Genomic DNA, 23,767 nt, shown 5'->3' with positions numbered 1-23,767 from the left:
ATGACGACGACCACGGTCGACCTGCCCCAGGGGGCGCTGCGGCTCGCCGTCAGCAGCAGCACCGACGTCGGCGCCGTCCGCCGCGTCAACGAGGACGCCCTCCTCGCCGACGAGCTGCTCCTGGCAGTCGCGGACGGGATGGGCGGGCACGCACGAGGGGACCTCGCGAGCGCAGCCGCCGTCGAGGCGCTGCGCGAGAACCGGCCGACGAGCCTGGGTCCGGTGGACGCGGTGTTCGACCTGGTGGAGGGCGCCAACACGGCCGTGCGCGCGCTCGACGTGGGCGGTGCGCTCTGCGGCACGACGCTGACCGGGCTGATGCTCGTGCTCCCCGAGCCCGCGGGCCCGGCCCGCTGGGCGCTGTTCAACGTCGGGGACTCCCGCGTCTACCGCTGGGACGGTGCCGAACTCCAGCAGCTGACGGTGGACCACTCCGCCGTGCAGGAGCTCGTCTCGGCCGGCCTGCTCACCCCCGAGTCGGCGGAGTCGCATCCCGACCGCAACATCGTCACCCGCGCCCTCGGCGCCGACGAGGAGGTCGAGACGGACGTCTGGACGCTGCCCGTCGTGCCGCGCGCCAGCTACCTGCTCTGCTCCGACGGGCTGACGAAGGAGCTCTCCGACCAGCGGATCGCCGCCTTGTTCGCCCGCCGCGACTCCGGCGACCCTGCCGACCTCGCTCAGGCGCTCGTGCGTGCGGCGGTCGAGGCCGGCGGACGGGACAACGTCACCGTCGTCGTCGTCGACGCCGTGCTCGACGCCCGCGCCTGAGCCGGGCGACTCCGTGCCGCGCCCGCCCGGGAGGCGGGGGAGCGCGGTGCTATTCTCGGTCCATGCTGAGTGGCCCGCACCTCCTTCCGTGCCGCGACGAGACCTCGAACTGACGGCCTCCCTCGTCGCGGTGCCTCGCCCGGCCGAGCAGCGACTCCAGGAGGAGAAGGAACCGTCATGATCGAGACCACACCCGGCACAGCCGCGCCCGCGTCGAGTGGAGCAGGGACCGGCAGGAGAGCCGAGAAGCCGCGCACCCTCGCCGAGAAGGTCTGGGACGACCACGTGGTCGTCGCGGGCGAGAACGGCGCTCCCGACCTGCTCTACATCGACCTGCACCTGCTGCACGAGGTGACCAGCCCGCAGCCGTTCGACGGCCTGCGTGCCGCGGGGCGCCCGCTGCGCCGGCCGGACCTCACCATCGCCACCGAGGACCACAACACGCCGACCCTCGAGATCGGACGCCCCATCGAGGATCCGATCAGCCGCACCCAGATCGACGCGCTGCGCCGCAACGCCGGCGAGTTCGGCGTCCGCCTGCACTCCCTGGGCGACGTCGAGCAGGGCATCGTGCATGTCGTCGGCCCCCAGTTGGGCCTGACGATGCCCGGCGTCACGGTGGTCTGCGGCGACTCGCACACCTCCACGCACGGCGCGTTCGGCGCGATCGCCTTCGGCATCGGCACGAGCGAGGTCGAGCACGTGATGGCGACGCAGACGCTGCCGCTGCAACCCTTCAAGACGATGGCGATCACGGTCGAGGGCACGCTGAAGGAGGGGGTGACGGCCAAGGACATCATCCTCGCGGTCATCGCCCGCATCGGCACCGGCGGCGGCCAGGGCTACATCCTCGAGTACCGCGGCTCCGCGATCCGCGCGCTCTCGATGGAGGGCCGGATGACGATCTGCAACATGTCGATCGAGGCGGGTGCGCGGGCCGGCATGGTCGCGCCGGACGAGACGACCTTCGCCTACCTGCACGGCCGCCCGCACGCTCCGGCGGGTGAGGACTGGGACGCCGCGGTCGCCTACTGGCGGACGCTGCCGAGCGACGAGGGCGCCGTGTTCGACGCCGAGGTCGTGATCGACGCCGACGCGCTCGAGCCGTTCGTCACCTGGGGCACGAACCCCGGCCAGGGCGTCTCGCTCTCGCAGGCGGTACCGGACCCTGACGTCCTCGACGATCCGAACGAGCGCGCCAGCGCTCTGCGAGCGCTGGAGTACATGGCGCTGGAGCCCGGCACGCCGATGAAGGAGATCCCGGTCGACGTGGTCTTCATGGGCTCCTGCACCAACTCGCGGATCGAGGACCTGCGGGCCTTCGCTGCCGTCGTCGAGGGGCGCACCAAGGCCCCCGGCGTCCGCGTGATGGTCGTCCCCGGCTCCGCCCGGGTGCGGCTCGAGGCCGAGGCCGAGGGGATCGACCGGATCGTCACCGCGTTCGGCGCGGAGTGGCGCTTCGCCGGCTGCTCGATGTGCCTCGGGATGAACACCGACCAGCTCGTCCTGGGGGAGCGCGTGGCCTCCACGTCCAACCGCAACTTCGAGGGTCGTCAGGGCAAGGGGGCGAAGACCCACCTCGTCTCGCCCCTCGTCGCCGCGGCCACGGCCGTGCGCGGCACCCTCTCCAGTCCCTCCGATCTGGAGCCGGTCCGCGAGAGAGCAGGAGTCTGACCGTGCAGAAGTTCGAGACCGTCACCGCGATCGCCGCGCCCCTGAAGCGCGCCAACGTCGACACCGACCAGATCCTCCCCGGCATCTACCTCCGCCGCATCACGAAGACCGGCTTCGAGGACGCGCTCTTCCACGGCTGGCGGCAGGACGCGGACTTCGTCCTCAACCAGGAGCGCTACCGCGGCGCCGGCATCCTCGTCGCCGGCCCCGACTTCGCCATCGGCTCCAGCCGCGAGCACGCCGTCTGGGCGCTGCGCGACTTCGGCTTCCGGGTCGTCATCTCCCCCCGCTTCGGCGACATCTTCCGGGGCAACGCCGGCAAGCAGGGACTGCTCGCGGCCGTCGTCTCGGAGCCCGACGTCGAGCGGCTGTGGGAGATCATCGAGGGCACCCCGGGAATAGAACCGACGGTGGATCTGGTTGCGCGTACGGTCACCGCCGGTGGCGAGACCTTCGACTTCGAGATCGACGACTACACTCGATGGCGCCTGATCGAGGGCCTGGACGACATCGGCCTGACCCTGCGCGACGAAGCGCTCATTTCCGAATTCGAGACCCGCCGCGAGAGCTGGCGGCCCAAGACATTGCCGGTGAAATAGCGTGAACACACTTCTTCAGGACGCCAAGGCCCTGCAGGACGCCAAGGCGTCGGGAGCACGGGTGGGAATGACGACCGAGCGGATCACCATCAACGGCGGGCGACCGCTGGTGGGCCGGATCGAGCTCAAGGGGGCCAAGAACCTGGTCACCAAGGCGATGGTCGCGGCGCTGCTCGGCGAGACCGCCTCCACCCTCCGCGACGTGCCCGACATCAGCGACGTCCGCGTCGTGAAGGGCCTGCTCGAAGTCCACGGCGTCAAGGTGAAGCAGGGCGCCGAGGTGGGCGAGCTGATCCTCGACCCCTCCAACGTCGAGTCCGCGCACTTCGCCGACATCGACGCGCACGCCGGCTCCAGCCGCATCCCGATCCTCTTCTGCGGCCCGCTGCTGCACCGCCTGGGCGAGGCGTTCATCCCCGACCTCGGCGGCTGCCGCATCGGCGACCGCCCGATCGACTACCACCTCGAGGTGCTGCGCAACTTCGGCGCCGTCGTCGAGAAGCTGCCCTCGGGCATCCGGATGTCGGCACCCGAGGGCCTGCACGGCGCCAAGGTGTCGCTGCCCTACCCGAGCGTCGGAGCGACCGAGCAGGTCCTCCTGACCGCGGTGCGCGCCTCCGGCATCACCGAGCTCTCGGGCGCGGCGATCGAGCCCGAGATCATGGACCTGATCAACATCCTGCAGAAGATGGGCGCCATCATCTCGGTCGACACCGACCGCGTGATCCGCATCGAGGGCGTGGACCGGCTCACCGGCTACTCCCACCGCGCGCTCTTCGACCGCAACGAGGCGGCCTCCTGGGCGGCCGCGGCCCTCGCGACCGACGGCGACATCTTCGTCGGCGGCGCCCGCCAGCAGGAGATGACCACCTTCCTCAACGTCTTCCGCAAGGTCGGCGGCGCGTTCGAGATCGCCGAGGACGGCATCCGCTTCTACCACCCGGGCGGCGAGCTCAAGCCGGTCATCATCGAGACCGACGTGCACCCCGGCTTCATGACCGACTGGCAGCAGCCGCTGGTCGTGGCGCTCACGAAGGCCAAGGGCGTCTCGATCGTGCACGAGACCGTCTACGAGCAGCGCTTCGGCTTCGTCGACGCGCTCGTCGAGATGGGCGCGACCATCCAGATCCACCGCGAGTGCCTCGGCGGGCAGGCCTGCCGCTTCGGGCAGCGCAACTTCATGCACTCGGCCGTGATCTCGGGACCCTCGAAGCTGCACGGCGCCGACATCGTCGTGCCGGATCTGCGCGGCGGCTTCTCGCACCTGATCGCGGCGCTCTCGGCCGAGGGCACCTCGACGGTCTCGAACGTCGGCATCATCAGCCGCGGCTACGAGAACTTCCTCACCAAGCTCGAGCTGCTGGGCGCCGACTTCTCGCTCGACGCGTAGCCGCCCACCGGGACCCCGGGCCGCTGAGGACGACCGTCCTCAGCGGCCCGGGGTCCTGTCGCGCCCGGGCGCGCCCCACGCGGGCGGTTCCGCGTCCTCCTCCAGGCGTCCCCGGATCCGCTTCTCGAGGAGCGCGAGCGTCGTCTCCGGCGCGGGCCGGAGGCTCAGCGGTCCTGGCGACTCGACCAGGACCAGCGTGAGGCGTCCGCGCCGCGTGCCGGCCAGGACGACCTCGAGGGCCTCGCGCGGACGCAGGCCCACCAGCACCCACCGCCGCTCCAGCCGCGCGATCCGCGCCCAGGGCACGACGACGCCCCAGTCGCCGAAGGAGACGGTCAGTCCCCGGCGGCGCGGCACGACCACCGCGTAGGGCCGCAGCGTCGGCAGCGGGAACCGCGGCTCGACACGACGGAGGCCCGCTCCGAGCCGGTCGCGTCCGAGGACCGCGACGCCGCCGGTCGCCTCCGCCTCGACGTGGGCGAGCGGTGCCACCGCCACGCGCCAGAGGGCGTCGACCCCGCCGATCACGAGGGCGACGGCCGCCGAGCCGCCGACGAGGACCGCGAGCGTCAGCAGGAGGCCGTCGCCGAGCGCGGCCGCGTCGCGTCCGGCCTGCGTGGCGAGCATCACGACTCCCCACACGAGCAGGAGCACCAGGCCGGACTGCGCGATCGGCGAGTCGGCGAGGCGGCCGAGCGCTCGGCCGACGGCGTCCCACGGCGACGGGCGGCGACGCGGACGGGGCGTGCCGGTACCGTACCCGGCGGCCGGGCCGCTCCTCCCACCGCGGGGCCCCGCTGCTCCCGGGCGTGGGGACGCGGCCCCTCCGATGCGGGATGCGAGGATGGGCGGGTGTCTGAGCGAAGCCGTCCGTCCATCTTCTGGTTCCTCGCGGCGGCGGTGATCCCCGTGATGACCGCCTCGGTCGACCTGCGGATCCGGAACGGCGACAAGATCCCGAGCACCGGAGCCTTCGTGTTCGCGCCGAACCACTACAGCGAGATCGACCCGATCATCACGGGCTGGACCCTGTGGCGCGCCGGCCGCGCACCGCGCTTCCTCGCCAAGGCCTCGCTGTTCTCGGTGCCCGTGCTCGGCTCGATCCTGCGCGGCTCCGGGCAGATCCCCGTCGAGCGCTCGGGCTCGGTCCGCGGCAGCGAGCCGCTGAAGACCGCCAAGGCTCTCGTGGACGAGGGCCGCTCGGTCATCATCTACCCCGAGGGCACCCTCACCCGCGACCCCGAGCTCTGGCCGATGCGCGGCAAGACGGGAGCGGTGCGGATGGCGCTGCAGTACGGCCTGCCTGTCGTCCCGGTCGCGCACTGGGGCGCGCAGCAGCTGATGGGCCGCTACTCCAAGCGGATCACCCTCTTCCGCCGCAAGCGCGTCGACGTGATCGTCGGCGACCCCGTCGACCTGTCCGCCTTCCGCGGACGCAGCCTCGACTCCGCCACACTCAACGAGGCCTCCGCGGTCGTGATGGCGGCGATCACCGCCCTGCTCGAGGAGCTGCGCGGCGAGGCGGCGCCCGAGAAGCGCTGGAACCCCTCCGAGCACAACCAGAAGGGCACGGGTCGCTTTGAGTCCGAGCAGTAGGAAGGCGCCCATCCCCGTGCCCCGCCGCGTCGCCATCCTCGGCGCCGGCAGCTGGGGCACCACGTTCGCGAAGATCCTCGCCGACGGCGGCTCCGACGTCGTGATGTGGGCGCGCCGCGCCGAGCTGGCCCGCGAGATCACCGAGGCCAAGCGCAACAGCGACTACCTCCCCGGCATCAACCTCCCGCGCAACATCCGGGCCACGCCGCGCATCGAGGAGGCGCTGGAGGGCGCGGACCACGTCTACCTCTCCATCCCGTCGCAGTCGCTGCGGAGCAACCTCGAGGCGATCACGCCGTTTCTCACCGAGCGCACGGTGCTGGTGAGCCTGATGAAGGGCGTCGAGAAGGGCACCGGCCAGCGGATGAGCGAGGTGATCGCGCAGATGCTGCCGGTCTCCCTCGACCGGATCGCCGTCGCCTCCGGGCCCAACCTCGCCCTCGAGATCGCCAAGGAGCAGCCGACCGCGGCGGTCATCGCCTCCGAGAGCCTCGTCACCGCGCAGGAGGTGGCTCTCGCGGCGACCAACCGCTACTTCCGCTCCTACGTCAACACCGACGTGATCGGCACCGAGTTCGGCGGCGTGCTGAAGAACCTCATCGCCGTGGCGATCGGCATCGTCGACGGCGTCGGCTACGGCGAGAACACGAAGGCGTCGATCATCACGCGCGGTCTCGCCGAGATGACGGACTTCGCGGTCGCGTACGGCGGACGGGCCGAGACGATGGCCGGACTCGCGGGGCTCGGCGACCTCATCGCGACGTCGAGCTCGTCCCTCTCGCGCAACAACACGGCCGGGCGCCTGCTCGGCCAGGGCTACAGCTTCACCGACGTGGTGAAGTCGATGCAGCAGACGGCGGAGGGGCTCGCCTCCGTCGCGCCGGTCCTCGAGCTGGCGCGCGCCAGGGGAGTCGACATGCCCATCGTCGAGCAGGTGTCGCAGGTGCTCGCCGGTACGCTCGATCCGAAGGACATCGCGCCGCACCTGACCACGGATTCGGACGAGCCACAGGGTGAGAGGAACCTCGATGACCAGCAAGCTCCGCGTGGCCGTTCTGTTCGGGGGGCGCTCCAGCGAGCACTCGATCAGCTGCGCAACGGCGGCCGGGGTGCTGCGGGCGATCGACCGTGACCGCTTCGAGGTGATCCCCGTCGGGATCACCTCCGACGGCGCCTTCGTGCTCGAGGAGGACCGTCCCGAGAAGTTCGCTCTCGACGCCGCGTCGCTGCCCCGGGTCGAGGACGACGGCTCCCGTGTGCGCTGGCCGGAGTCCGCCCTCTCGCGAGAGCTCACCGTGACGACCGAGGACGGCGCGACGTGCTCGCTCGGCGAGGTCGACGTGGTGCTGCCGATCCTGCACGGCCCGTGGGGCGAGGACGGCACCGTCCAGGGGATGCTCGAGCTCGTCGGGCTGCCCTACGTCGGCTCGGGCGTGCTCGCGTCGGCTCTCGGCATGGACAAGCACTTCACCAAGACGGTGCTGCGGGCCGCGGGCCTCGCGGTGGCGCCCTGGTACCTCGTGACCGAGGCGGAGTGGCGCGCCGACCCGGGCGACGCCTCCTCGGCCCTCGACGAGCTGGGCCTGCCCGCGTTCGTGAAGCCGGCGCGGGCCGGCTCGAGCGTGGGCGTCAGCCGGATCGACGAGCGCGAGCAGCTCGAGGCCGCGCTGGAGGAGGCGTTCGCGCACGACTCGCGGGTACTGATCGAGTCGGGCATCGTCGGCCGCGAGGTAGAGATCGGCGTGCTCGGCGGCCGCCGCGGTGCTCCGGCCCGCGCCTCCGTCGCCGGCGAGGTGGTCGTCACCGGCCGCGGCTTCTACGACTTCGAGGCGAAGTACCTCGGGGCGTCCGGCATCGAGCTGGTCTGCCCGGCCGATCTCACCGACGGCGAGCTCTCCGAGATGCGGTCACTCGCGATCCGCGCCTTCGACGCGATCGGAGCCGAGGGCCTCGCCCGGGTCGACTTCTTCCTCACCGCCGACGGCTTCGTCGTCAACGAGATCAACACCATGCCCGGCTTCACGCCGGTCTCGATGTTCCCGCGCATGTGGGGCGCGAGCGGCGTGGACTACCCGGACCTGATCAGCGAGCTGCTCGACTCGGCGCTCGACCGCGTCCCGGTCGCCGCCCGATGACGCCGGCGCTCGCGCTCCGCGTCGAGGCGGGCGCGGCCGCGGCGCCCTTCGAGCAGATCCGCGAGCAGATCACCGCTCTGATCGCCGCGGGCGAGCTGCCGGTCGGGATGCGGCTGCCGCCGGTGCGCGCGCTGGCCGAGACGCTGGGCGTCGCCGCGGGGACGGTCGCCCGCTCCTACCGGGAGCTGGAGTCGGCGGGCCTGGTCGAGACGCGCGGCCGGGCGGGCACGGTCGTCGCGGGAGGCGTGGATGCGCTGGAGCGTGAGCTGCAGGCTGCGGCCGCCGTGTTCGCGTCGCGCGCGCGTGAGCTGGGGGCGACCGCCGATGGTGCGCTCACCGCAGCGAGTCGAGCCCTCGGCGTCTGACCGCTGAGACTCAGCCGGTGGGCGTGTCCGTCGGATCGAGGGTGTCGGCGTCCGAGACGTCGGTGCACTCGCGCGTCTGCGGGACGTAGGAGACGGCGTTCGCCAGGTCGAGCGCCGCGGAGGATCCGGACGCGCGGCTCTGGTCGACGGTGATCTCCACCGCGGGATCGCGCCCGTAGGTGGTCAGCGTGTAGATGTCCTCGTCCTTCTGCGTCTCGTCGATGATCCAGTCGACTCCGCTGACGTTCACGCAGAGGTCCGTCGTCGGGCCGGGCACCTCGACTCCGCAGTGGAGGATGACGGCGGCCGGGGTGCCCCAGGCGGCGGTGCCCTGAGCGTTCGTCTCGCGCTCGGGCTGCTCCGCGACCACGTCGGGCAGGCGCACCGAGACCTCGGCGCAGCCGGTGCTCGTCGCATCGGCGGCGGGCTCGAGTGCGACGCTGGCCGAGCAGCCCGAGAGCAGCAGGACGGCGGCGGCGGCGAGGAGGGGGGAGCGGAGTCGGCGGGGGGACATCGCCGTCAACGCTAGCGTGTGAACCATGGCAGAGGATCGGAGTCCCACCCTGGCCGAGCTCAGCGAGGGCGAGGTGCTCGCGAGGGTGCTGGCCCGGCTCGGCGGCCCGGGCGCGGAGACCCTGGTCGGGCCCGGCGACGACTGCGCGGTGCTGCGGGCTCCCGACGGCCGCTTCGTGGTGACCACGGACATGATGGTGCACGGCCCCGACTTCCGGCTGGCCTGGTCGAGCCCGGCGGACCTGGGCTGGAAGGCGGCGGCCTCGAACCTCGCCGACGTCGCGGCGATGGGGGCCCGTCCCACCGGGCTCGTCGTCGCGCTCGCGGCGCCCCAGTCGCTGGGCGTCGACGTGCTGGAGGGGATCGCGGGCGGACTCGCCGCCGGCTGCGCCGCGATGGCGCCGGGATGCGGAGTCGTCGGGGGAGACCTGTCCGCCTCCGCGACACTGACGCTCTCGATCACGGCGTTCGGCTCGCTCGACGGACGACCGCCGGTGCTCCGCAGCGGTGCGAGGCCGGGGGACGTGCTCGCCGTGGCCGGCCCGCTGGGACGAGCGGGGCTCGGGCTGCGCCTGCTGTTCGAGCAGGCGCGGCGGGACGGGGAGCCGTCGGCCGACCTCGCCGACCGGCTCCGCGAGCGGCATCCGTCCCTCCTCGAGGCGCAGCTGCGCCCGACCGCGCCGATCTCCGCGGGCGAGGCCGCGGGCGGGACCGCCACCGCGATGATGGACGTCTCGGACGGCGTGGTGCTCGACGCCCGTCGGATGGCGCGTGCGAGCGGAGTGGCGATCGACCTCGATGCCGCGGCGGTCGACGTGCACGCGCGCGGGCTCACGGGGGTGGAGGGCGTGGACCTCGACCTGGCGAGGGCGCTGGTGCTGGGAGGTGGCGAGGACCACGCGATGCTCGCGTGCTTCCCGCCCGCCGCGGCGTTGCCGGAGGGCTTCGTCCCGCTCGGGGTCGTCCGCGAGGGGGGCCCGGAGGTGCGCCTGGGCGGGGTCGCGCTCGAGGGGCGCGGGGGCTGGGACCCGTACCTCGGCTGGGACGGCGCGGCGGGCTGAGGCCGGTCAGCCGGCCGGGGAGGAAGCGGGCGAGGCGGCCGGCGCGGGCGACGCAGGCGAAGCCCACCAGATCGTGGTCTCGCCGTAGTCCTTCCTCCGCTCCCGCTCCAGACCCGCGGGCCAGCGCGGCTCCGGGCTGCGGGAGCTCCGCTCCACGACGACCACCGCGTCCTCGCGCAGCAGCGGCAGGACGCCGGCGAGGTCGGCGGCGAGGTCGTCCTCGCCGAGGTCGTAGGGCGGGTCGAGGAACACCGTGTCCGTGTTGAGGGCCGGGGAGCCGTCGAGGAAGGAGCGGACCGAGCCGGTCACCACCTCGATCCGCGGGGCGGGCCGCTTGTTCTTGGCAGCCGCGGTCGCGATCGCCCGTGCGTTCTCGCCCGCGGTCCGGGCGGCCTTCGGGTCGCGCTCGACCAGGACGACCGCGCTCGCTCCGCGGCTGGCCGACTCGAGCCCGAGGGCGCCGGAGCCCGCGTAGAGGTCGACCACCGTCGCGCCGTCGAGGGCGTCCCGGGCCTCGAGGGCCGAGAAGACGGCCTCGCGCACGCGGTCGCTGGTGGGGCGGGTGCCCGCGCGCGGGACCCGGAGGGTGAGCGAGCCGGCGAATCCGGCGATGATCCTGGTCACCGGACCGAGCATAGGGCGGCACCCCTGCCTGCGGCGTCCGGTGGCCGCCGCGCGGCTCCTGCCTGGCGGCACACTGCGAACTCGCGGAACCTGGACCCTTTTCCCGTCAGGACTGCGAGAATCCGTAGCTATGACGTCGCTCGAAGACACCCGCTCCGCTGTCGGCCGCCGAGCGGCACCCGAGACGCCCCTGACCCGCGAGGAGTTCACGGCGCACTGCGGCGCCGTCCTCGGGAACCTCACCCGCGTGATCGACGGCAAGTCGGCCGAGGTCTCGATGGCGCTGACGGTGTTCCTCGCCGGTGGGCACCTCCTGATGGAGGACGTCCCCGGCACCGGCAAGACGGTCCTGGCGAAGTCGCTGGCGGCCTCGGTCGGCGGCAGCGTCGCGCGCATCCAGTTCACGCCCGACCTGCTCCCCTCCGACGTCACGGGGGTCTCGGTCTACAACCAGGCGACCCGCGACTTCGAGTTCAAGCCGGGCCCGGTCTTCGCGAACATCCTGATCGGCGACGAGATCAACCGGGCCTCGCCCAAGACGCAGTCGGCGCTGCTGGAGTGCATGGAGGAGCGCCAGGTCTCGGTCGACGGCACCACCCACCTCCTCCCGCGCCCCTTCGCCGTGATCGCGACGCAGAACCCGGTCGAGATGGAGGGCACCTACTCACTGCCCGAGGCCCAGCGCGACCGCTTCATGGCCCGCCTCTCGCTCGGCTACCCCGATGAGCGCGCCGAGCTCGAGATGATCCGCACCCGCGACTCGGCCAGCCCGCTCGAGGAGCTGCGGCCCGTCGTGGGCCTCGCCGAGCTCGAGCGGATGATGGCCTACGTGCGCTCCGTGTACGTCGCACCGCCTGTGCAGGAGTACGTGGTGGCGATCATGCAGGCCACGCGGGTGGACCCCGAGCTGCGGCTCGGGGGGAGCCCGCGCGCCACGCTCCAGCTGATCGCCGCCGCGAAGGCGCTTGCCGCCCTCAGCGACCGCGACTTCGTGGTGCCGGACGACGTGGACGCGCTCGCCGTCCCCGTGCTCGGCCACCGCCTCCTGCCCGCCACCCGCCTCCCCGGCCGCTCCGGCGCCGGATCCTCGCACTCGGTCACCGAGATCGTGCAGCGCATCGTCGCGGCCACCCCCGTCCCCTTCGGCAACCGTGGCGACTGAGGCCCGCCCCGCCGAGACGCCGTCGTCCCGTCTCGGCGGTCTGCCCGCGCTCCGCGGGGTCGCGCTGACGCTGCGCGGCTGGGCGCTCGTTCTGCTGGGCGTCGCGGGAGTGGTGATAGCGCCGCTGACAGAGTTCCGCGAGCTGCTGTTCGTCGGCCTGGTGCTGCTGGGCCTGCCCCTGGGCGCGCTCGTCTCCCTGCTCCTGGCGCCGGCGTCGTTCCGGGTGCAGCGCCGCTTCGCTCCCCAGACCGTCGCGGCCGGCGACGTGGTGGAGGTCGACGTGCTGCTCGAGAACCGCGGCCGCGCCGTCCGCAGCGGGGCGCGCGCCCACGACCGGCTCGAGCGCGTGGAGCGCGGGGTCGTCGTCGGCCGGCCGGTCGCCGAGGGCGTCTTCGGGCTGCCGGGCGTCCCGTCGGGCGGCCGCGTGCGCGCCCGCTACCGTCTGCCCGCCGAGCGGCGCGGGATCCACCGCATCGGCCCGCTGCGCCTGGTGCGCGGCGACGGCCTCGGGCTCGCGCTCCGCGAGAGCGTCGTGGGGGCTGCGCAGCCGTTCGTCGTGACTCCGCGGGTCGTGCCCCTCCAGAGCGACGTCCTGGACGCGCACGGAGCCGGCGGATCGAGCCCGGTCGCGCACGCGACGGCCGGCGCCGGTACGGACGACGTGATCCCGCGCGACTACCGCCCGGGGGACGCCATGCGCCGGGTGCACTGGCGGGCGAGCGCCCGCTCCGGTGAGCTCATGGTCCGCCAGGACGAGCAGAACACCGATCCGCACGCGTGGATCCTCCTCGAGACCCGGGCCGAGCGCGTGCTCGAGCGGCGCGGCGACGACCGGCTCGAGTGGGCGGTGTCGATGACGGCCTCCCTCGCCGTGCACCTGCTCGACCGCGGCTTCGAGACCCACCTCGTCGAGACGGGTGCGGACGGCGAGCCGGAGCACTCGGAGGACGAGCGCGAGGTGGCGCACGACGTGCTGCTGCGCCTGGCCGAGCTGGCGCCCTCGCGCGAGTCGGTCGACGCGGTGACCCGGATCTCGGCCGACATTCGCGACACCGGGGGAGTGCGACCGGTCTTCGCCGTCCTCACCCGACTCCTCGAGTCGGACCTCGACGCCCTCGGCTCCCTGGCCGCGCAGTCGCGCCCCGCGATCGCCTTCGTCGTCGCCGGCACCGCTGAGGAGGAGGCGGCTCTCGCCTCGCTCGGCTGGTACGCGGTGTCCGTCGACCCGAGTGCCTCCGTCGAGGAGGCGTGGGCGCAGGCCCTCGCTCTGCGGGTGGTGGCGTGAGCCGCCGCGTCGAGAGCGATCCGCGCGCCGGGTCGGCTCCTCTGAGCGGTCTGCTCTTCCTCGCGATCACGGCCGCCGCCGCCGGGATCGGGCGGCTCCTCGTCGGCGTCGACTGGCTGGTGCTCCTCGCGAGCGCGGTCGCCGTGGTGCTCGGCGTCCCGGCCGCCGCCCGGGCTCTGCGCGTGCACCCCGTCGTCCCGCCGATCCTCGGCACGCTGACGATGGTCGGCGTGCTGACCGCGATGTTCGTGCCCGGTCGGGCCCTGCTGTTCGTGATCCCCACGCCCGGCGCCGTCGCGCAGGCGGAGGCGCTCGCGCAGGGCGGCTTCCAGTCCATCGCCCAGCAGGGGCTCCCGGCCATCGCCGACGACGGCATCTCGTTCCTCCTGATCGGCGGGGTGGTCGTGCTCGCCTGGGCGGCCGACCTGTTCGCCTTCTCCGTCCGCCTCCCCGCCCTGGCCGGTCTGTTCCCCGCGGCGCTGCTCGCGGTGCCGGCGATCGTGGACCCCTCCGAGGTGTCCTGGGCGAGCCTCGTCGTCACTGCGCTCGCCTACGCGGGCGTGCTCGCCGCCACGGCCGCCCCCCGCCGCCCGAGCGGCCCGAGCGCGGCCGCGGCCGTGCTGCCCGCCTTCGCGGCCGTGACCGTCGTCGTCCTGGGCGCGGGAGTCGTCGCCGGGTCGGCGGCAGGCTACGCGCGCACCACCGCCCCCTCGGGCGTCTCCGGCAGCCTCTTCAACGGCGCGATCGACCCGGTGGTCGCTCTCGGCGCGGACCTGCGCCGCCCGAACCCCGTGACCGTGCTGCGCTACGCCACCGACTCCGACCTGCCCGTCTACCTCCGCGTGCTGACCGTCTCGGACTTCGACGGTGACGACTGGGCGCCGAGCGAGACGGAGCAGACCGCTCCGATCGAGGCGCCGATCACGCCCGAGGGGCTCTCCGAGAGCGTGCCGCGCGAGGCGGAGGAGGTCGACGTCTCGGTGGAGACGCTGCGGAGCCAGTGGCTCCCCGTGCCGTATCCGGTCTCGTCGCTGACGGGCGTCGGCGACGGCTGGCTCCAGGACGTGCAGGACGGCTCGATCCGCGGCGACGCGACGACCCGCTCCGGAGACGACTACCAGGTGCAGGCGCTGCGGCTCGAGCCCGACCCGCAGCAGCTGCTCGCCGCGCCCGCGCCGTCCGGCGTCGACCGGTACCTCTCGCTCCCCGACGACGTGCCCGAGATCGTCCGCACCACCGCGGAGGAGGTCACGGCGGAGGCTCCGACCGCCTACGACCGGGCGCGCGCGCTGCAGACGTACTTCCGCTCGTCCGAGTTCCGCTACTCCGAGGACACTCCCGCGGAGGAGGGCTACGACGGCGACGGAGTCGGCGTGCTCTCGGCGTTCCTGACGACGAAGGAGGGCTACTGCGTCCACTTCGCCTCGGCGATGGCGGTGATGGCGCGCGAGCTCGGGATCCCGTCGCGGCTCGCCATCGGCTACCAGCCCGGCTCCGTCGTGCCCTCCGGCGGCAGCGACCTGACCACCTACCGCGTCCTCTCCTCCGACCTGCACGCCTGGCCGGAGCTGTACTTCGAGGGGGTCGGCTGGCTGCCCTTCGAGCCGACGCCCAGCCGCGGCGCTCCGGCCTCGTACACCCTGCCGAGCGCGACGGCGTCCTCGGGCCCCACCGCCCCGGGCTCGACCGCGACCACCGCGCCCGGTGCGACCAGCGCTCCCGCCGCGACACCCACTCCGACGGCCGCGTCGGCGACGCCGACCCCCGGCGCCGTCGGCGCCTCGAGCACCACGGCGGCTCCCGCGGCGACGCTCTGGGTGCTGCTCCTGCTGCTCGTGCTCGTCCCCTGGCTGATGCGCGCCGTCCAGCGCGCGCTGCGGCGCCGGTCCGCGCGCTCCGGCTCCGTCGAGGCCGCGTGGGCCGAGCTGCTGGCGACCGCCCGCGACCTGGGCGTCCCCGTGGAGGACACGGAGTCGCCGCGCGCGCAGGAGGCCCGCATTGCTCCCGCCCTCGACCCCGGAGCGGCGGCACGTCTGCAGGGGCTCCGGGAGCGCGTCGAGCGCCGGCGCTACTCGCCGTCCGCGAGCGAGTCGGAGGCGTGGGACGACGCGACCGCCGTGGCCGCCGCGCTCCGCGGCTCCGCGGGTGCCGGTCGTCGGGTGCTCGCGTCGGTCGTGCCCCGCTCGGCGCTGGACCCGGTCGCCCGGCTCGCGCGTCCGAGGTCCGACCTATGATCGCTAGGTGATCCCGGACCCCCTCGACGCCTCGCTCGCGCCGCTGATCGGGCCGCGCACGGCGAGTGCGGTCGAGAAGGCCTTCGGGTACCGCACGGTCGGCGAGCTCCTGGGCCACTACCCGCGCCGCTACGCGAAGCGGGGCGAGCTGACGGCGCTCTCGCGTCTCCCCGTGGGAGAGAGCGTGACGATCGTGGCGGAGGTGCGCGAGGTGCGCGAGCGGCCGATGCGCAACCGGCGCGGCACCCTGCTCGAGGTCGTCATCTCGGACGGCTCGGGCACGCTCTCGCTGACGTTCTTCGGACAGCCCTGGCGCGCGGCGAAGCTCCACCGCGGCGTGCGCGGGATCTTCGCGGGCACGGTCTCGATGTTCCGCGACACCCCGCAGCTCACGCATCCCGACTACCGCCTGTTCGACGACGAGGAGGCCGCCGCGACGGAGACGGGAGGCGGTGAGCTCGCGAAGGACTGGGCCGAGCGGCCGATCCCGATCTACCCGGCGACCAGCGCGATCTCGAGCTGGCAGCTCCAGGCCGCGATCGGCGTGCTGCTGGACGGCTTGCGCGACGTGCCCGACCCGATGCCCGAGCAGGTGCGCGCCGGCCGCTCGCTGCTGGGCCTCGGCGAGGCGCTGGAGCTGATCCACCGCCCGCAGCGGGAGGGCGAGGAGGCGCAGGCGCGCGAGACGCTCCGCTTCCACGAGGCGTTCCTCCTGCAGCTCGCCCTGCTCGAGCGCCGGGCCTCGGCGCGCAGCAGCCCCGCGACCGCCCGCGTGCCCGGCCCCGGCGGGCTGCTCGAGCGCTTCGACGCCGCGCTGCCCTTCGCCCTCACCGGCGACCAGACCGCGGTGGGGCACGAGATCGCCGCCGATCTGGCTGCCGAGAGCCCGATGACCCGGCTGGTGCAGGGCGAGGTCGGCTCCGGCAAGACCCTCGTCGCGCTCCGGGCGATGCTCGCCACGGCCGAGAGCGGCGGGCAGGCGGCGCTGCTCGCTCCCACCGAGGTGCTCGCGGGGCAGCATCTCCGCTCGATCGCGAGGACCCTCGGCCCGGAACTCGCGGCCGAGCTGGTGCCGACCCTCCTCACCGGCGGGCTGGGGGCGGCGCAGCGCCGCGCGGCCCTCCTCCGGATCGTCTCGGGCACGGCGAAGATCGTCGTCGGCACGCACGCCCTCCTCGGCGACGCGGTCTCCTTCTACGACCTGGGCCTCGTCGTGATCGACGAGCAGCACCGCTTCGGCGTGGACCAGCGGGACGCCCTGCGCCGGAAGGGCGCCACCCCGCCGCACGTGCTGGTGCTGACGGCCACGCCCATCCCGCGGACCGTCGCCATGACGGTCTTCGGCGATCTCGACACGTCGACCATCCGCGAGCTGCCCGCCGGGCGCCCCGGCATCACGAGCCACGTGGTCCCGCTCGCCGACCATCCCGCGTGGATCGCGCGGGCGTGGGAGCGCGCCGAGGAGGAGATCCGCTCGGGCCACCAGGTCTATCTCGTCTGCCCGGCGATCGAGCCGGGGGAGCCCGCCGAGGGCGCGCAGCCGCCCGAGGAGGACGCCGCCGCGCCGCTCACGACCGTCGCGGCCACGCTCGAGGGCGTGCGCGCGCATCCGCTGCTCGGGAAGCGGCGGTCGGCCGCGCTGCACGGGCGGATGACGACGGAGGAGAAGGACGTTGTGATGCGCTCCTTCGCCGAGGGGGAGATCGACGTCCTGGTGTCGACGACGGTCATCGAGGTCGGCGTGGACGTGCCGAACGCCTCGATGATGGTCGTGCTCGACGCGGAGCGGTTCGGGGTCTCGCAGCTGCACCAGCTCCGCGGGCGCATCGGGCGCGGCGGCGTCGCGGGGGTGTGCCTGTTCGTGACGGCGGCGGAGGCGGGGACGGTCGCGCGCGAGCGGGTGGAGGCGGTCGCCGCGACGCTCGACGGCTTCGCGCTCGCCGAGGTCGACCTGGAGCTGCGCCGCGAGGGCGACGTGCTGGGCGACTCGCAGTCCGGCGGGCGCTCGTCGCTCCGCCTGCTGCGGGTGGTGCAGGACGCGGACGTCATCGTGGAGGCGCGGGCGCTGGCCGAGCGGCTCCTCGCGGAGGACCCGTCGCTCGCCGCGCACGACCGGCTCCGTGCCGCGCTCGAGCGCCGCGTGCAGGACCGCGACCGGGAGTTCCTCGCCAAGAGCTAGGCGGTGCCCGCCCGCTACTCTGTCGGCATGGCCCGCATCGCCGTCGTCCCCGGCTCTTTCGACCCCGTGACCCTCGGTCATCTCGACGTGATCGAGCGGGCCGCGCGCCTGGTCGACGAGCTGCACGTGGTGGTGGTCCACAACCCCGCCAAGACCGCGCTGCTGCCGATCGCCCAGCGCGTCTCGCTCATCGAGCAGTCGATCGCGGAGGCGGGGGTCGAGGGGCGGATCGTCGTCGCCTCGTGGAGCATGGGCCTGCTCGTCGACTACTGCACCGACGTCGGCGCGAGCATCCTGGTGAAGGGCATCCGCTCGCAGGTCGACGTGGCGTACGAGACCCCCATGGCGATCGTGAACCGCAACCTCGCGCACGTCGAGACGGTGTTCCTCCTGCCCGATCCCGCACACGCCCACGTGTCGAGCTCGCTGGTGCGGCAGGTCTCCTCCCTCGGCGGCGACGTCGCCCCCTACGTGCCGCCCGCGGTCGCCGCGTACCTCGCCGCCGGCTGAGGCGCCGCCGATCGTCCACCCGGGCGATCCCGGGCCGTGGACCCGGGCGCCCGCGGCAGCCGGGAGAATGGACCGGTGAGCGAGACGCGCGTGCAGGCCTGGGCCCTCGACGGCATCCCGGAGGTGACTCCCGGTGACGACCTGCTCGAGCTGATCCTCGCGGCCGTCGCCGCCGCCGCCGAGGAGGACCGGCCCGAGGACGGGGACATCCTCGTGGTCACGAGCAAGATCGTCTCGAAGGCGGAGGGGCGCGTCGTCGCCGCGGCCGACCGCGAGGACGCGATCACGGCCGAGACCGTCCGCGTCGTCGCCACCCGGGCGCACGGGTCCGGCGTCACCCGCATCGTGGAGAACCGCCTCGGGATCGTGCAGGCGGCGGCCGGAGTCGACGCCAGCAACGTCGCGGAGGGGACGGTCCTCCTCCTCCCCGTCGACCCGGACGCCTCGGCGCGGGCCCTCTGCGCGGGCCTCCGGGAGCGGCTCGGCGTGCAGGTGGGTGTGCTCGTCAGCGACACCCTGGGCCGCGCCTGGCGCGTCGGACAGACCGACGCGGCCATCGGAGCCGCGGGCGTCCTCGTGATCGACGACCTCCGCGGCGGGGTCGACGCCCTGGGGCGCACGCTCGGAGTGACCATGCCGGCCGTGGCGGACGAGATCGCCGCGCTCGGCGACCTGGTGAAGGGCAAGGCGAGCGGTCGCCCCGTCGCCGTCGTCCGCGGGCTCGCCCGCCTGGTGACGGGAGTCGAGAGCCCGGGCGCCCGCACGCTGACCCGCACGGGCCCCGACGACATGTTCCGCCTCGGCGCCGACGAGGCCTTCGCCGAGGGCTTCGCGGCCGGAGCCGCCTCGCGCGAGGAGCGCGCGTGACCGGCTGGAGCGCGGTCGTCGTGTTCAAGGGCCGCGGCGGCTCGAAGACGCGCCTCGACGTGCCGGGCCGCGCGGCGCTGGCCGAGGCGTTCCTCCTGGACACGCTCGCCGCCGTGGCCGCCGCGGAGCCGGTGACGAGCCTTCTCCTGGTCACCTCCGACGCCGGTGCGGCCGACCGCGCACGGGCGGAGCACCCGCAGCTGGTGGTGGTGCCCGACCCGGGGACCCTCGACACCGCCGTGTCGGGGGGAGCCGAGGCCGCCCTGCACCGCCGGCCGGGCGCCCCGGTGATCGTGCTGACCGGGGACCTGCCCGCCCTGCTGCCGTCGGACCTCTCCGAGGCGCTCGCGACGCGGTCGCTCCCGGCCGTCGTCCCGGACCGCGAGGGGAGCGGCACCACGGCGCTCCTGCTGGCGGCCGGAGCCCTCGTCGCTCCGGCGTTCGGCCCGGGCTCGCTGGCCCGGCACCGCGACGCGGGCTGCGCCGTCGTCGTGCTGCCCGGCTCGTCGACGCTGAGGCTGGACGTCGACACGCTCGCCGATCTCGGAGACGCGGAGGAGGCCGGCGTCGGCCCGCACACCTCCCGCGCGCTGGCCGCAGCGGCCTGACGCGCAGGGAGTCCGAGCCGCGGACGCGGTCAGCCGGCGAGCAGCCCCGCCTCGAACGCCGCCGTCAGGCCGGCGTCGATCGCGAGCGGTGCGCCGTCGACCGAGCGGACGGGGATCGCCCGCCGGGTGCTCGACACCAGCCACGCCGCATCGGCACCGGTGAGCGCCGAGACCGGCAGCTCGCGGCGCGACGACGCGAGCCCGCGGCGCTCGCCCAGCGCGAGGACCCGCTCGACCGTCGTGCCGGCGAGCACGCTGCCCGAGAGCGGCGTCGCGAGCACCCCGTCGCCGAGGAGCACCAGGCTCGACGTCGCTCCCTCGAGGAGCAGCCCGTCGCTCGTGCGCCAGACCACGTCGTCCGCGCCCCGGGATGCCGCCTCGCGCAGCGCCGCCCGGGTGACGGCGCCCGAGGTGGTCTTGACGCCCGGGAGCAGCCACGGCGCGAGCGGACCGCTCTCGTACCCGCGGTCCAGCACGACGACGGCCGCGCCCTTCTCCCGGAGCGCGCTCGAGTCGGGAGTCGGAGCCGCGCGCACGGTGCACCGGGCGGAGTCGCCCGAGCCGTGGGCGGCGATGAAGCGGACTGTCAGGTCGTCGACCCGGTCGTGCTCCGCCACGGCGAGGTCGACCGCTCGGGACCAGAGCGGCGCCTCCGGGATCGTCAGCCCGACGGCCCGGGCCGATCCGGCCAGCCGCTCGAGGTGCTCAGTGAGCGCGCGGGGACGTCCGTCGAGGACCGCGACGGTCTCGAAGACGCCGTCGCCGCGGAGGTAGCCCGCCTCGTCGACGCGGACGAGCGGACCCTCCGGGTCGCGGAGGACGACGGCGCCGGAGGTGATCTCGACCAGGACGGGGGTGCTCATCCGCCCATCCTGCCCCCGGCGGAGCCTCAGCGGGGGAGGAGGCCGCTCGCCACGTCGGACGGCTCGACGATCTCGCGCCACGGCTCCGGCCGGAGTCCTGCCGAGCCGAGCACGTCGGCCCCGGCGAGGAGGTCCACGTCGAGACCTGTCAGCTCGCCGATCGCGGCGACCGGCAGCTGGAACGTCCTGAAGCCGCCGAGCGGCACCAGGCCCTCGCGCACGCGCTCCACGAGCTCGCTCTGGTCGAGCAGGTACGCGCTCGTCGCGAGCGTCGATCCGTCCGGGCTCCACGCCGCGATCTTCCAGAAGCGGCGGGGGATGCCCGTACCGCGGTAGACCGGGTCGTCGTCCGCGAGCACGGGCCCGGTGAAGACGCTCAGGCGCGTGCGCCAGGTCTGCGCGTACTCGAGCACCAGCGTCTCGAGCCCGAGCCACAGCTCCTGCGACTGGTTGAAGCCGCTCGCCTGGGGCGCGGCGTTCGTGTAGCAGAAGCTGTCGCGGTTGGCCGCGGCGGCCTCGTCCCGGTCGCCCCAGACGGGGTCGCGGCGGCGGACCAGGTGGCCGCGGTCGAGGTCGTTGCGGGCGTACACCTCCGGCCCGGTCTGCTCGGAGGCGGGGATGCGGTCGTCGAGGTGCCAGTCGTCGCCGCGGCCGAGCTCGACCAGGCGCGCGCCGTCGATGTTCACGGCCGTCGAGACGGCCAGGCGCCGCTCCGGATCCAGCAGCACCTCGAAGTGCGTGTACGGCAGGAGCCGCACCGGGCGCTCGACCCTCAGGAGCGGCGCACCCGCGGGGACGCCGAGGAAGTCCGCGTCGAAGCTCACTCCTCGACCTCCGCCGTCGGAGTCGCCGTGGCTGTCGCTGTCGGGGTCGCCGTGGGCGTCGCCGGGGGAGCCTCGGTAGCGGGGACTCCCGTGCCGGTCGGAGCCGGAGCCGGTGCCTGGGTGGCGGGAGCCGGGACCTGCGAGCCGTTGCTGATCAGCAGGGCGATGTCGGAGTAGCGCGCGACGGTCGTGCCCGCGGCCGGGTCGGTGCCCGCCACCACGCCGGCCGGGAGCGACGAGTCGATGGTCGCCCCCTCCTCGACGTCGAAGCCGAGGTCCTCCAGCGCCTCCGTGGCGTCGTCGACCGAGCGGCCGGAGACGGTCGGCACGGCGATCTGGCGGCCGTTCAGCAGGGCGCTGCTGGGCTCCTCGAAGTCGTCTCCGCCGTACTTCTGGTCGGCGCGGGTCATCACCGAGTTCCAGATGTAGTGGCGGATGTTGGAGGCGTACGGGCGGCTCTCGAGCTCCGAGTTCGGGAAGCGGACCTCGCGCATCGAGGTGTGGCCGTCGATGTTGCCCACCCAGACCACGGTCGCGACGCGCGAGCTCGCCCCGTCCATCCAGGTCGACTCCGCGTTGTCGGTGGTGCCCGTCTTGCCGATGTGCTCGATGCCGTCGTCCGGGTCGGACTGGGCGGCCGTGCCGCCGGTGACGACGCGCTGCAGGGCGTAGTTCGCGACCGCCGTCAGCTCGGGGCTGAGGGCCTGGTTGCAGGTGGAGGTCGGCGGCTGGACGGCGGCGCCGGTCGCGTCGGTGATCGAGTCGATGGCGATCGCGGAGCAGGCGGTGCCGTTGTTGGCGAAGCCGGCGAAGGCGGTGACCATCGAGAGGGGGGAGATGAGCGTGTCCGAGCCGAGGACGGCGGACGGCTTGTAGTCGACCTCGCCGCCGTCGGCCGCCTTCACGCCGAAGCCGACCGCGCGGTCGCGGATCGCGCAGAGGTCGAGCTGCTGCGCCATCGAGACGTAGACGGTGTTGATCGACTGCATCGTGCCGGTCAGCACGCTGTAGCTGCCGTTCTCGCTGTCGTCGTTGTTGACCTCGTAGGAGGTGTCGAGCTCGCCGCCCGGCGCGCAACTGGCGGGGAAGCCCGAGAAGGTGCGCTCTCGGCCGTTGATCGTCTCGTTCAGGGTGCGTCCGCTCGCGAGCCACTGCGCGAGCGTGAACACCTTGTAGGTCGATCCGACCTGGAACCCGGCGGAGCCGCCGTAGGCCGTGTCGGTGTTGAAGTTGACGGCGGAGAAGTTCGCGCCGTTCACGGCGCCGGCCGCGTCGTAGTCCTTGTTCTGCACCATCGCCAGGATCCGGCCGGTGCCGACCTCCATCGAGACGGTCGCGCTGCCGATGTTGGTGTCGAGGGTGGGGACCTTGGGGACGGCGTTGTTCGTCGCGTTGGCCGCGGTGTCCTGCAGGTCGCGGTCGAGCGTCGTGTAGATCTTGTAGCCGCCGCGCTGGAAGTTCGCGAGGCGGGTGTCCGCGTCGTCGCCGAACGCCGGGTCGTTCTGGACGACGCGGGTGATGTAGTCGCAGAAGAAGGCCGCGTTGCCGGCGGTCTGGCAGCCGGTGGGCGTCTGCGTGATCGCGGGGACGACCTCCTCGGCGACGGCGGCGTCGTGGTCGGCCTGCGAGATCTTCCCCTCCTGCAGCATCTGGTCGAGGACGTAGTCGCGGCGGACCTTGTTGTCCGGGATGTTCTCGGGCTGGTCGATCCTGAGGCCGTTGGGGTTGTTGACCGTGGCGATCAGGCTCGCGGCCTGCGCCAGGCTCAGGTCGGCCGCGGTGGTCGAGAAGTAGTACTCGGCCGCCGCCTGGATGCCGTAGACCTGACCGCCGAAGCCCGCGATGTTGAGGTAGCCGAGGAGGATGTCGTCCTTGCTGTACTTCTTCTCGAGGTCGACGGCGAGCTTCATCTCCTTGAGCTTCCGACTCGGAGTGGTCGCGGTCGCCTCCTCGTAGGCGGCCTCCGAGGCGGCCTCGTCGGTCGCGCTCAGCGACTCCGCCTTCTGCACGAGGACGTTCTTGACGTACTGCTGGGTGATGGAGGATCCGCCCTGGAGGTCCCCGCCGACGATGTTGCTGAGCACCGCGCGGATCGTGCCCTGCAGGTCGACGCCGCCGTGGTCGTAGAAGCGCGGGTCCTCGGTCGAGACCGCCGCGTCCTTCACGGACTGGCTGACCTGGTCGAAGGCCACCTCCTCGCGGTTCTGCGCGTAGAAGGAGGCGAGCAGCTCGTCCGAGCCGTCGGTGCGCTTGGCGTAGATCTCGGTCTTCTGGGCCAGCTGGCCGAGCTCGAGGTACTCCGGCACCGTCTCGAACAGCCCGATCGGGTTGTTCTCGGCGAGACCGGTGACGGCGAGGGCGGGAGTGACCCCGACCGTGATCAGCAGGCCCCCGGCGAGGCTGGCTCCGACGATCCCGAGGACCCGGGCGAGCACGCCGCCGCGGGCGGTTCCTTGCGCAGACATGGCTACGAGAGTATGCGACGAGTCTGGATCCGTCGTGCGGCC

Annotated in this window: 22 protein-coding genes; 16 read left to right on the top strand and 6 right to left on the bottom strand. The window is 73.6% G+C overall.

Annotated elements, in window-relative coordinates; genetic code table 11:
- The 4 genes from C5C63_RS00210 to murA all read left to right on the top strand — a co-directional run bounded on the left by C5C63_RS00210 (position 1) and on the right by murA (position 4,434).
- The gene (locus C5C63_RS00210) at positions 1-771 is read left to right on the top strand and encodes a PP2C family serine/threonine-protein phosphatase (protein WP_104223087.1); all 771 of its coding nucleotides are present in this window, start codon (positions 1-3) and stop codon (positions 769-771) included.
- 177 nt (positions 772-948) lie between these two features.
- The gene (gene leuC / locus C5C63_RS00205) at positions 949-2,445 is read left to right on the top strand and encodes a 3-isopropylmalate dehydratase large subunit (protein WP_104223088.1); all 1,497 of its coding nucleotides are present in this window, start codon (positions 949-951) and stop codon (positions 2,443-2,445) included.
- 2 nt (positions 2,446-2,447) lie between these two features.
- On the top strand, positions 2,448-3,044 hold the full coding sequence (gene leuD / locus C5C63_RS00200; RefSeq protein WP_104223089.1) for a 3-isopropylmalate dehydratase small subunit: 597 nt from the start codon (positions 2,448-2,450) through the stop codon (positions 3,042-3,044).
- A 67-nt stretch (positions 3,045-3,111) separates the two neighbouring features.
- Complete coding sequence (gene murA, locus C5C63_RS00195) at positions 3,112-4,434, top strand: UDP-N-acetylglucosamine 1-carboxyvinyltransferase (protein ID WP_181067970.1); 1,323 nt, start codon at positions 3,112-3,114, stop codon at positions 4,432-4,434.
- 39 nt (positions 4,435-4,473) lie between these two features.
- Here murA and C5C63_RS00190 read toward each other — a convergent pair whose 3' ends face one another.
- A complete protein-coding gene (locus tag C5C63_RS00190; RefSeq protein ID WP_104325304.1) occupies positions 4,474-5,088 on the bottom strand; it encodes a hypothetical protein in 615 nt (204 codons plus the stop codon).
- Between the two features lie 198 nt (positions 5,089-5,286).
- Between C5C63_RS00190 and C5C63_RS00185 the strand changes: the two genes are divergently transcribed.
- From C5C63_RS00185 to C5C63_RS00170, 4 genes are read left to right on the top strand one after another with little or no spacing between them, the layout of a single operon-like run.
- Positions 5,287-6,030 (top strand): 1-acyl-sn-glycerol-3-phosphate acyltransferase, encoded by a 744-nt coding sequence (locus tag C5C63_RS00185; RefSeq protein WP_244229445.1) that lies wholly within the window; start codon positions 5,287-5,289, stop codon positions 6,028-6,030.
- 16 nt (positions 6,031-6,046) lie between these two features.
- A complete protein-coding gene (locus C5C63_RS00180) occupies positions 6,047-7,162 on the top strand; it encodes an NAD(P)H-dependent glycerol-3-phosphate dehydrogenase (RefSeq protein ID WP_258065357.1) in 1,116 nt (371 codons plus the stop codon).
- Complete coding sequence (locus tag C5C63_RS00175; RefSeq protein ID WP_104295026.1) at positions 7,059-8,165, top strand: D-alanine--D-alanine ligase family protein; 1,107 nt, start codon at positions 7,059-7,061, stop codon at positions 8,163-8,165. The genes C5C63_RS00180 and C5C63_RS00175 overlap by 104 nt, the downstream gene beginning before the upstream one ends.
- Positions 8,162-8,530, top strand: a complete 369-nt coding sequence (locus tag C5C63_RS00170; RefSeq protein ID WP_104249623.1) for a GntR family transcriptional regulator — start codon at positions 8,162-8,164, stop codon at positions 8,528-8,530. The genes C5C63_RS00175 and C5C63_RS00170 overlap by 4 nt, the downstream gene beginning before the upstream one ends.
- A gap of 10 nt (positions 8,531-8,540) precedes the next feature.
- Here C5C63_RS00170 and C5C63_RS00165 read toward each other — a convergent pair whose 3' ends face one another.
- Positions 8,541-9,044: a DUF3515 family protein gene (locus C5C63_RS00165; protein ID WP_104223096.1), complete on the bottom strand. Its 504-nt coding sequence runs from the start codon at positions 9,042-9,044 to the stop codon at positions 8,541-8,543.
- Between the two features lie 25 nt (positions 9,045-9,069).
- On the opposite strand from C5C63_RS00165, the gene thiL reads away from it, so the two are divergent.
- A complete protein-coding gene (gene thiL / locus C5C63_RS00160; protein WP_104295027.1) occupies positions 9,070-10,104 on the top strand; it encodes a thiamine-phosphate kinase in 1,035 nt (344 codons plus the stop codon).
- Positions 10,105-10,110: 6 nt separating this feature from the next.
- Here the strand turns inward: thiL and C5C63_RS00155 are convergent, their stop codons facing one another.
- Positions 10,111-10,728: an RsmD family RNA methyltransferase gene (locus C5C63_RS00155; RefSeq protein ID WP_104325389.1), complete on the bottom strand. Its 618-nt coding sequence runs from the start codon at positions 10,726-10,728 to the stop codon at positions 10,111-10,113.
- A 130-nt stretch (positions 10,729-10,858) separates the two neighbouring features.
- Here C5C63_RS00155 and C5C63_RS00150 point away from each other — a divergent pair, with 130 nt between their 5' ends.
- The 7 genes from C5C63_RS00150 (at position 10,859) to cofC (ending at position 19,573) form a co-directional block, all read left to right on the top strand.
- Entirely contained in the window at positions 10,859-11,890 is a 1,032-nt protein-coding gene (locus tag C5C63_RS00150; RefSeq protein ID WP_104225624.1) for a MoxR family ATPase, read from the top strand.
- On the top strand, positions 11,880-13,175 hold the full coding sequence (locus C5C63_RS00145; RefSeq protein WP_104325302.1) for a DUF58 domain-containing protein: 1,296 nt from the start codon (positions 11,880-11,882) through the stop codon (positions 13,173-13,175). Before C5C63_RS00150 ends, C5C63_RS00145 begins: the two co-directional genes overlap by 11 nt.
- Positions 13,172-15,409 (top strand): DUF3488 and transglutaminase-like domain-containing protein, encoded by a 2,238-nt coding sequence (locus C5C63_RS00140; RefSeq protein WP_104325301.1) that lies wholly within the window; start codon positions 13,172-13,174, stop codon positions 15,407-15,409. Before C5C63_RS00145 ends, C5C63_RS00140 begins: the two co-directional genes overlap by 4 nt.
- Positions 15,410-15,416: 7 nt before the next feature.
- Positions 15,417-17,588: an ATP-dependent DNA helicase RecG gene (locus tag C5C63_RS00135; RefSeq protein ID WP_374954089.1), complete on the top strand. Its 2,172-nt coding sequence runs from the start codon at positions 15,417-15,419 to the stop codon at positions 17,586-17,588.
- 27 nt (positions 17,589-17,615) lie between these two features.
- A complete protein-coding gene (gene coaD / locus C5C63_RS00130; protein WP_104223138.1) occupies positions 17,616-18,098 on the top strand; it encodes a pantetheine-phosphate adenylyltransferase in 483 nt (160 codons plus the stop codon).
- A 75-nt stretch (positions 18,099-18,173) separates the two neighbouring features.
- Positions 18,174-18,965 (top strand): coenzyme F420-0:L-glutamate ligase, encoded by a 792-nt coding sequence (locus C5C63_RS00125; RefSeq protein ID WP_258065356.1) that lies wholly within the window; start codon positions 18,174-18,176, stop codon positions 18,963-18,965.
- Complete coding sequence (cofC, locus tag C5C63_RS00120) at positions 18,962-19,573, top strand: 2-phospho-L-lactate guanylyltransferase (RefSeq protein ID WP_104325300.1); 612 nt, start codon at positions 18,962-18,964, stop codon at positions 19,571-19,573. Before C5C63_RS00125 ends, cofC begins: the two co-directional genes overlap by 4 nt.
- Before the next feature lie 29 nt (positions 19,574-19,602).
- On the opposite strand, the gene C5C63_RS00115 is transcribed toward cofC, so the two are convergent.
- From C5C63_RS00115 to C5C63_RS00105, 3 genes are read right to left on the bottom strand one after another with little or no spacing between them, the layout of a single operon-like run.
- Positions 19,603-20,436 (bottom strand): aminotransferase class IV, encoded by an 834-nt coding sequence (locus C5C63_RS00115; protein ID WP_104291480.1) that lies wholly within the window; start codon positions 20,434-20,436, stop codon positions 19,603-19,605.
- A gap of 26 nt (positions 20,437-20,462) precedes the next feature.
- Positions 20,463-21,260: a DNA/RNA non-specific endonuclease gene (locus C5C63_RS00110; RefSeq protein WP_104246547.1), complete on the bottom strand. Its 798-nt coding sequence runs from the start codon at positions 21,258-21,260 to the stop codon at positions 20,463-20,465.
- Complete coding sequence (locus tag C5C63_RS00105; RefSeq protein ID WP_104291479.1) at positions 21,257-23,725, bottom strand: transglycosylase domain-containing protein; 2,469 nt, start codon at positions 23,723-23,725, stop codon at positions 21,257-21,259. The genes C5C63_RS00110 and C5C63_RS00105 overlap by 4 nt, the downstream gene beginning before the upstream one ends.
- Positions 23,726-23,767 lie beyond the last annotated feature (42 nt).

Source organism: Rathayibacter sp. AY1B8 (assembly GCF_002932775.1).
Classification (GTDB): Bacteria; Actinomycetota; Actinomycetes; order Actinomycetales; family Microbacteriaceae; genus Rathayibacter.
Note: the sequence above shows the minus strand (reverse complement) of the source record. Positions and strands in the feature narration are given on the sequence as shown.